The 7,894-nt window shown below is 62.8% G+C and carries 8 protein-coding genes and 2 pseudogenes; all 10 read left to right on the forward strand.

All coding sequences use genetic code 11. The features are described 5' to 3' along the window. Positions 1-367: DUF6522 family protein (locus OC184_RS18730; protein ID WP_265508674.1), on the forward strand; the 367-nt coding region annotated here is incomplete at its 5' end. A 4-nt stretch (positions 368-371) separates the two neighbouring features. Beyond that, positions 372-2,621: a heavy metal translocating P-type ATPase gene (locus tag OC184_RS18735; RefSeq protein WP_265508675.1), complete on the forward strand. Its 2,250-nt coding sequence runs from the start codon at positions 372-374 to the stop codon at positions 2,619-2,621. Further along, on the forward strand, positions 2,618-2,809 hold the full coding sequence (gene ccoS / locus OC184_RS18740; protein ID WP_265508676.1) for a cbb3-type cytochrome oxidase assembly protein CcoS: 192 nt from the start codon (positions 2,618-2,620) through the stop codon (positions 2,807-2,809). The genes OC184_RS18735 and ccoS overlap by 4 nt, the downstream gene beginning before the upstream one ends. Further along, entirely contained in the window at positions 2,809-4,458 is a 1,650-nt protein-coding gene (ccoN, locus tag OC184_RS18745) for a cytochrome-c oxidase, cbb3-type subunit I (protein WP_378926908.1), read from the forward strand. The genes ccoS and ccoN overlap by 1 nt, the downstream gene beginning before the upstream one ends. 4 nt (positions 4,459-4,462) lie before the next feature. After that, positions 4,463-5,239, forward strand: a complete 777-nt coding sequence (ccoO, locus tag OC184_RS18750; RefSeq protein ID WP_265508679.1) for a cytochrome-c oxidase, cbb3-type subunit II — start codon at positions 4,463-4,465, stop codon at positions 5,237-5,239. Positions 5,240-5,243: 4 nt separating this feature from the next. Further along, positions 5,244-5,414: a cbb3-type cytochrome oxidase subunit 3 gene (locus tag OC184_RS18755; RefSeq protein ID WP_265508680.1), complete on the forward strand. Its 171-nt coding sequence runs from the start codon at positions 5,244-5,246 to the stop codon at positions 5,412-5,414. Continuing rightward, positions 5,405-6,277, forward strand: coding sequence for a cytochrome-c oxidase, cbb3-type subunit III (ccoP, locus tag OC184_RS18760; protein ID WP_265508681.1), 873 nt, complete (start codon positions 5,405-5,407; stop codon positions 6,275-6,277). The genes OC184_RS18755 and ccoP overlap by 10 nt, the downstream gene beginning before the upstream one ends. Continuing rightward, positions 6,249-7,346, forward strand: coding sequence for a DUF2189 domain-containing protein (locus OC184_RS18765; protein WP_265508682.1), 1,098 nt, complete (start codon positions 6,249-6,251; stop codon positions 7,344-7,346). The genes ccoP and OC184_RS18765 overlap by 29 nt, the downstream gene beginning before the upstream one ends. A gap of 220 nt (positions 7,347-7,566) precedes the next feature. Beyond that, positions 7,567-7,775, forward strand: a pseudogene (locus OC184_RS18770) (transposase); the annotation flags it as partial. Further along, positions 7,766-7,894: pseudogene (locus tag OC184_RS18775) on the forward strand (isomerase); the annotation flags it as partial. The pseudogenes OC184_RS18770 and OC184_RS18775, both read left to right, overlap by 10 nt.

Here is a 7,894-nt window from a genome sequence, read left to right on the forward strand (position 1 = left end):
CACTTCGAGTTCTTCGGCCCCGCCGACGAACAACTGGCCGCGTGAAGGGGGGAAGGGGATGGAACGTCAGGGCGCGGCCATGAAGATCGAGTTCCGAGACGGGCAGCCGGTCGTGGACGCGACGGAGATCGCGCCCCTGCTGGAACTGGACGTGCCCGACTTCCAGAACCTCATGCGGTCCGGCAGGATCAGGAGCACGGTGGAGCGGGGCGAGGGAGAGGATGACGGCAAGTTCCGACTGACCGTCCAGTCGCCTTTTTGGCGAGTGCGGTTGACCTGTGGTCCAGACGGAACCATTCTGTCACGAACACGTGTGCGGCTGGAAGCGTCGAAAGCCGCATCTGCGACGGACAACAATGCGGGATGACATCATGACGCTTGTCGATGGGGATGCCGCCGAGCAGTTGATGAGCCCACTGCAGCAGGGAGCCGCACGCCGCAGCCTTCGCACGGCGCGCGACGGCGGTGCTATCTGTCTGCTCTCGGTGCCGGATATCAGGTGCGGCGGCTGCGTCTCCAAGATCGAGAGGGCGCTCAACGCCAGAGACGACGTTGCCTCGGCGCGGGTGAACCTCTCCCTCAAGCGCGTGCAGATCACCCCGTCGGGATCACGAGCCGACCCGGCTTTGTTCATCGCTGCGCTGGATCGGTTGGGATTTGCGGCCAGCGCGGCTGATGACGCAACGGCGACGCCGGATCCGACCGGAAATGGCCTGCTGCGGGCAACGGCGGTGGCGGGCTTTGGCGCGATGAACATCATGCTGCTGTCGGTCGCTGTCTGGTCGGGTGCCCTCGGAACAACACGCGACGCGTTTCATCTGCTGTCGGCCATGATTGCGGTTCCGGTCGTTCTTTATGCGGGGCAACCGTTCTTTTCCTCGGCTTGGTCTGCACTTCGCGTCCGCCGCGTGAACATGGATGTCCCCATTACCCTTGCCGTCTTGCTGGCCACGGTACTCAGCCTCGCGGAGCTTCTGCAGGGCGGCGAACAGTTGTTTTTCGACGCGGCCGTGACCCTGCTGTTTTTTCTTCTGGGCGGCCGTTACCTCGATCAGATGATGCGCGAACGCGCAAGCAGTGCCATCAACGGACTGGCGCGGCTGGCTCCGAGCGGAGCGATGGTTCGGCGGCCGGATGGGGCGCTGGCCTATGTCGAGCTTGAAGAGGTGAAGCCGGGGGACCGGCTGGTCGTGTCTGCGGGCGAGTATGTCCCCGTGGACGCGCAGGTGAGCGAGGGAAGCACCGACCTCGACCGCTCCTTGATCACCGGCGAACCGTTGCCCGTCCTTGCCAGCCCCGGAGACATGATCGAGGCCGGCACCCTGAACCTTACAGGGAGTGTCGAAGCAGTGGCGTTGCGGCCAGCGGCGGAGTCCTTCCTTGCCCAGATGATCCGCATGCAATCCGAGGCCGAGAGGAACCGCGGGACCTATGAGCGGATCGCCAACCGCGCGGCGCGGCTTTACGCGCCCGTCGTCCACCTCATGGCGCTGCTGACGTTCCTCAGCTGGCTTTGGACTACCGACGGCGACTGGCAGCAGGCACTGTTTGTGGCGATCAGCGTGCTGATCATTACCTGCCCCTGTGCCCTGGGTCTTGCAGTGCCGGTAGCGCATGTTGTTGCGGCAGGCCGCCTGATGCGGATGGGCGTCCTCATGAAGGACGGGGCAGGGATCGAGCGCCTTGCCAACATTGATGCTGCGGTTTTCGATAAAACCGGCACCCTGACAACCGGTCGGCCGCGCCTGGAGCCTGTGATTGCCGATGTGGCCGATCTTTCCGCCGCGCGAGGCCTTGCCATTCGCTCATCACATCCGGCCGCCAAGGCGATTGCAGCTGACTTGGTTGCGGAGCCCGCAGCGGTGGTGGAGCAGGTTCAGGAGGTTCCCGGTTATGGCATCGAAGGGCGCATCGACGGCCGCCGGGCGCGGTTGGGACGAGGTGACTGGGTGGCCGAGATTGCGGGCGAGCCAGCGTCTTCGCCGACCGATCCGGCCTTCGCCTTCGCAGGAGGCGCTCCTATCGGCTTCGAGGTGACGGAAACCTTGCGCGATGGCGTTCATGATACCTTTGATGCGTTCTCGAGAGGCGGGCTGGACCTGGTGATCCTGTCTGGTGACAGCCGCGAGCGGGTAATGCACCTCTCGCATGACCTTGTCCTCACCGACATCTGCGCCGGCATGAAGCCAGCGGACAAGGTGTCCTACCTGGAGAATATGCGACACGAGGGGCGTCGTCCCTTGATGGTCGGTGACGGCCTGAACGACGCCGGCGCACTGGCCGCGGCGCATGTCTCGATGGCGCCGTCGAGCGCCTCCGATGCCGGCCGCACGGCTGCCGACTTCGTATTCCTGCGCAAAGGCCTTGATGCAGTTGCCGCCACGCATCGGGTGGCGTGTCGCACCGCGGCGGTGGTGAGGCAAAATTTCACTCTGGCGATCTGCTACAACTGCATCGCCATCCCGCTTGCCGTTGCAGGCCTGGTGACGCCGCTGATTGCCGCCCTGGCGATGTCGGCCTCCTCCATCCTCGTCATCGGCAACTCGTTGCGCCTCAGCGCCTCTCCGGAAAAACTCCGGCATGGCACCCGGCGCCGGCGTTTGAAAAAGGCCGCCACATGAGCATTCTCTCGCTTCTGATCCCTGTGACCCTGGTCATGGGGCTGGTCGGACTGGCCTCGTTCTTCTGGAGCCTCCGCAACGGCCAGTACGAGGATCTGGAAGGCGATGCCGAGCGCATTCTTTACGATGAGGATGACAGACCTTTGCCCTCCCGAACCTACAAATCGCCGAAGGAACCCACGCCATGATGTCCAGCCTCACCGCGACCGAGCGATCCCGTGCCTTCATGATTACAATGACGGTTCTGCTGGGAGGTCTGGTCATGGCTGCCGTCGGGCACGGCGACCCGATCGGCATGCAGGGATGGGTCGTGATCCTGTTCACCGCCGTCGTCGGCGTCGTCCTGTTGAAGTCGTTTGATGCACCCGATCCAGTCGAAGACCGTTCCGCCTCATATTACGATGATCCCACAAGGGTCGGCATCATCATCGCCCTCATCTGGGCCGTTATCGGGATGGGCGTCGGCCTGTGGGTGGCGTCAATGCTGGCCTGGCCCAACCTGCGCTTCGATGCCGCCTGGTCCAGCTTCGGGCGGGTGCGGCCGGTTCATACCTCCGGCGTGATCTTCGGATTTGGCGGCAATGCCCTGATCGCAACGTCGTTCCACATCATGCAGCGCACCTCGCGCGCCCGGATGCCGAACCAGGTCCTGCCATGGTTCGTCCTGATCGGCTTCAACCTCTTTTGCGTGATCGCCGCCAGCGGCTACCTGATGGGGATCACCCAGTCGAAGGAATATGCCGAGCCCGAATGGTATGCCGATCTCTGGCTCGTAGTGGTATGGGTGGCCTACTTCATCCTCTACATGCGAACGCTGGCCCGCCGGAACGAGCCTCACATCTACGTTGCCAACTGGTACTACCTCGCCTTCATCCTAGTCGTCGCCGTGCTGCACATCGTCAATAACCTGGCGATCCCGGCCAGCCTCACTGGGGCCAAGAGCTATTCGGCCTTTGCCGGCGTTCAGGATGCCATGACGCAGTGGTGGTATGGACACAACGCGGTCGCCTTTTTCCTGACCTCGGGCTTCCTGGGTATGCTGTATTACTTCCTGCCCAAGCGCGCAGGACGGCCGATCTATTCCTACCGCCTGTCGATCCTGTCCTTCTGGGGGATCGTCTTCTTCTATATCTGGGCCGGCTCGCACCATCTGCACTACACGGCGCTGCCCCACTGGGTTCAGACCCTCGGGATGACCTTCTCGGTCATGTTGCTGGTGCCCTCCTGGGCCTCGGCCGGCAATGCGCTGATGACGCTGAACGGCGCCTGGCACAAGGTGCGCGACGACGCCACGCTGCGCTTCATGATGGTGGCGGCCGTGTTCTACGGGCTCTCGACCTTCGAAGGGTCCTTCATGGCGATCCGGCCGGTGAACGGGCTGTCGCATTACACGGACTGGACTGTAGGCCATGTTCATGCGGGAGCCATGGGCTGGGTGGCGCTGATCTCCTTTGGATCGATCTATGCGCTGACGCCGGTGCTCTGGCGTCGAGAGGCCATGTATTCGTGGAAAGCGGTGGAGCTGCACTTCTGGCTCGCCCTGTCCGGGACGGTCATCTACGTCTTTGCGATGTGGAACAGCGGCATCATCCAGGGGCTGATGTGGCGCACCTATGGCGAAACAGGCACGCTGAAGTACTCGTTCCTTGAAAGCATGATCGCCATGCATCCCTACTACGTCGCGCGCGCCCTCGGCGGTCTGCTGTTTCTGGCGGGCGCCTGCGTGGGGTTGTGGAACGTCCTCATGACTGTCCGGCACATGCCCCGCCATGCGCCGGAACGCGACTATCCAACGTCATCCGAAGCCACGGAGCCGGCCGTGCCGGCGGCGGAGTAGGATCATGCTGAGAAGACTTCTGAAACCCTTCGCGCGTTTTTTCGAGTTTCACGCGCGCACGCATTACCGGGCGGAACGACATTCGATGGCCCTGACGGTCGGGATCATTCTCGCGGCCGGCGTCGGAGGATTTGTCGAGATCGCCCCCCTGTTCACCATCGCCGACACTGTGGAAGACGCTCCGGACATGCGCGTCTACACACCGCTCGAACAGGCGGGGCGTGACATCTACATCAGAGAAGGCTGCTACGCCTGCCATAGCCAGATGATCCGTACCCTGCGCGACGAAGTCGAGCGCTACGGGCCCTATTCGCTGGCAGTGGAGAGCAAGTATGACCACCCGATGCTCTGGGGCTCAAAGCGGACAGGCCCGGATCTGGCGCGGGTCGGCAACAAGTATTCCGACGACTGGCAGGTGCGGCACCTGATGAACCCGCGCGCCCTGGTGCCGCAATCAGTCATGCCGCAGTACGCCTTTCTTCAGGATGCGCCTCTCATCACAGCCGATCTGCCGGACCGCCTTGCGGCGCTGCGCGCTGTAGGCGTGCCCTACAGCGACGAGATGATCGCGAACGCCGGCGTGGACGCTCTGGCGCAGGCCCGTCCAGACAGTGCCGAGGCAGGTGGCGTCTTCGAGCGCTATGGCGACGAAACCGCGGTTCGGACGTTCGACGGCCGCACCGATCGGGTGACCGAGATGGATGCGCTCGTGGCCTATCTACAAGTCCTTGGAAACCTGACGGATCTGCCGGACGCCATTCAGCCAGAGGTAGAGGAGTAAGTTCATGGACATCACCCACAGTACCCTCGTCCTCTGGGCAAAATCATTCGGGTTGTTCTACCTCATCGCGCTCTCGATAGGCATCACCGTCTATGCCTTCTGGCCCTCGCTCGGGAAGCGCTTCGACACCGCGGCCAAGAGCATTCTGGACGATGAGGATGGACCATGTCGGTAAAGGAGCGCGATCCCCTGACGGGTCACCAGACGACCGGCCATGAGTGGGACGGGATCACCGAACTCAACACCCGGGTGCCGCGGGCTGTCTGGTTCTTCGTCTTTGTCACTCACCTTTGGGCGCTGATCGTCTGGGTCCTCATGCCCACCTGGCCTCTGGTCACGACATACACCAAAGGCCTCCTCAAGATTGATCAGCGCGAAGAGGTGGAGGAAGCTGTCATAGAGGCAAACCTTGCCCGCGCCGACTGGAGCGAACAGATCGAGGCGCTGCCGGCGGAGGGGATCATGGCCGATCCCGCGCTGGCTCTGCGCGTCAACGAAACCGGCCATCAGCTGTTCGGCGACAACTGCGCGGGCTGCCATGGTCTGGATGCCGCTGGCGGCCCGGGCTTTCCCAGTCTGACGGACGCAGCCTGGCTCTGGGGGGGCGACACCGACACGATCATGGAAACCCTTCGTGTTGGCATCAACTCGCAGCATTCCGAGACGCGGTTTGCCCAGATGCTTGCCTTCGGCCGGGACGGCATCCTGACGCGCGATCAGGTCCGGGTCGTTGCGGACTATGTCCAGAGCCTTTCAAATCCCCAGCCTGCTTCTGAGCGGCTTGTCGAAGGCGCGGAGATATTTGCTGCAAACTGTGCCAGTTGTCATGGAGAGGATGGCGCAGGAAACCGGGATCTTGGCGCACCGAACCTGACGGATGCCTTCTGGATCTATGGCGGTGACGACGAGTCCCTGTTCACCACCATCCATAACGGCCGCAAGGGCTGGATGCCCGCTTGGGAAGACCGCCTGTCGCTGACCGAGCGCAAGATCTTGGCGGTCTACCTTCATGAACGGAGACAGGAGGCCGACCGATGACGCTGTTCCTCACCCGCTCCTACTGGAGCGGGCCGCGCATCTTGGCCTTGGCCGTCTCATTGCTGATCGCGGCAGTATTCATTGGCGCAAATGCTCATCTGGTCATCGTCGCCTTCAGCTCCCAGTCCGAATGCGTCCTGAAACCCCAACAGGAAGGCGCCGCGACCCTGCGCGCGGCGAAGCCGTCATGCTGAATGATCGCAAAGGTCCGCCGCCTCCCGACAATCCCCATGCCCATGGCATGATCCCCAAAGTGGTTCCTCCGCTGCCGCGTGCAAAGCCGCGCAGCCGGGATCTTCCTTGGCGCACCGCCTTTACATGGCTGCGGGCGGGCTGGTCGGACCTGTGGACCAACCCGGTGCCAAGCCTGCTCTACGGGATCGGTGTCTTCTTGGCGTCGGCACTGGTTGTCTGGCTGCTGTTCAGGTTCGAGCTGGATTACGTCCTGTTTCCGGCGCTGGCCGGCTTTCTCGTAATCGGCCCCCTGATCGCCAACGGCCTTTACGAAAAAAGCCGGCGGCTCGAGGAGGGGCGGCGGGCGGGCATTCGCGACATGGTTCTGGTCAAGCCTGCGTCAAGTTACTCGGCGCTCTTCATGGGCGTGCTGCTTGTCGGCCTTTTCCTGTTGTGGATGCGCGCTGCGGTTCTGATCTGGGCTCTGTTCTTCGGGGTCCTGCCTTTTCCGGGCTTCGACGAGGTCGCGTCAACGCTGTTTCTGACACCGACGGGATGGTCATTGTTGCTGGTCGGCAGCGCAGTTGGCGCACTCTTTGCAGCATTCTCATTCGCGATCAGCGTGTTTGCCGTGCCGATGCTGCTGGAAGAACGGACAGACGCGATGTCGGCCCTCGGGATCAGCATGGCGATGGTCTGGAACAACCTGCTCGTGATGATCGCCTGGGGCGCCATCGTGCTGTTCTTGTGCCTGATGTCGGTGGCGACGGCTTTCGTCGGATTTATCCTGGTGTTTCCAATCCTGGGGCACGCCACCTGGCACGCTTATCGGGCGATCCGGCCGGACGAGCGCCAGTCCGGCGTCAGCGAAAGGATGTTTGTCCGACCCGCATGATTGCACCAAGGCAGGGCCAGCTTCGGCGTGCATCTACCGAGTGCGTATAGACTCCGGAAGCCACAGGCATCTGTTTCTGATGTTGTCCCGCACCCGCGTTGCGGAATTTGGTAAGGAGAAGGAGAGTGGCTTTCAAACATGCGAAGCCGGGTGAGGTTGTCGACCTCCGGCCTCTTGGTCCTGGGCGGCGACCGCCAGAACCAGCGCGATCGTCCGCACACTGCTCGGCGATCGTGGCTATGACACTGACTAGTTCAGAGAAGCGTTGCAGGAAAAGGGATAAGCGCCTGCATCCCAGGCCGACAGATACGCAAGAAGCCGGTCAAGTATGAGAAGCGACGCTACAAGCGGCGCAACCGCATCGAGATCATGTTCGGCAGGATAAGGGACTGGAGGCGCGTCGCGACCCGTTACGACCGCTGCCCAAAGCAAATCTGGGTTTTCTCTGGGCGGAACTGCCGTTGCCGGACGCCATCGCAGCTGCCGCGCGCGCGGGATTCGCCGCCGTCGAGTGCCATTGGCCCTACGACACGCCGCCGTCAGATGTG

The sequence above is a fragment of the Paracoccus rhizosphaerae genome, assembly GCF_026162645.1.
Lineage (GTDB): Bacteria > Pseudomonadota > Alphaproteobacteria > Rhodobacterales > Rhodobacteraceae > Paracoccus > Paracoccus rhizosphaerae.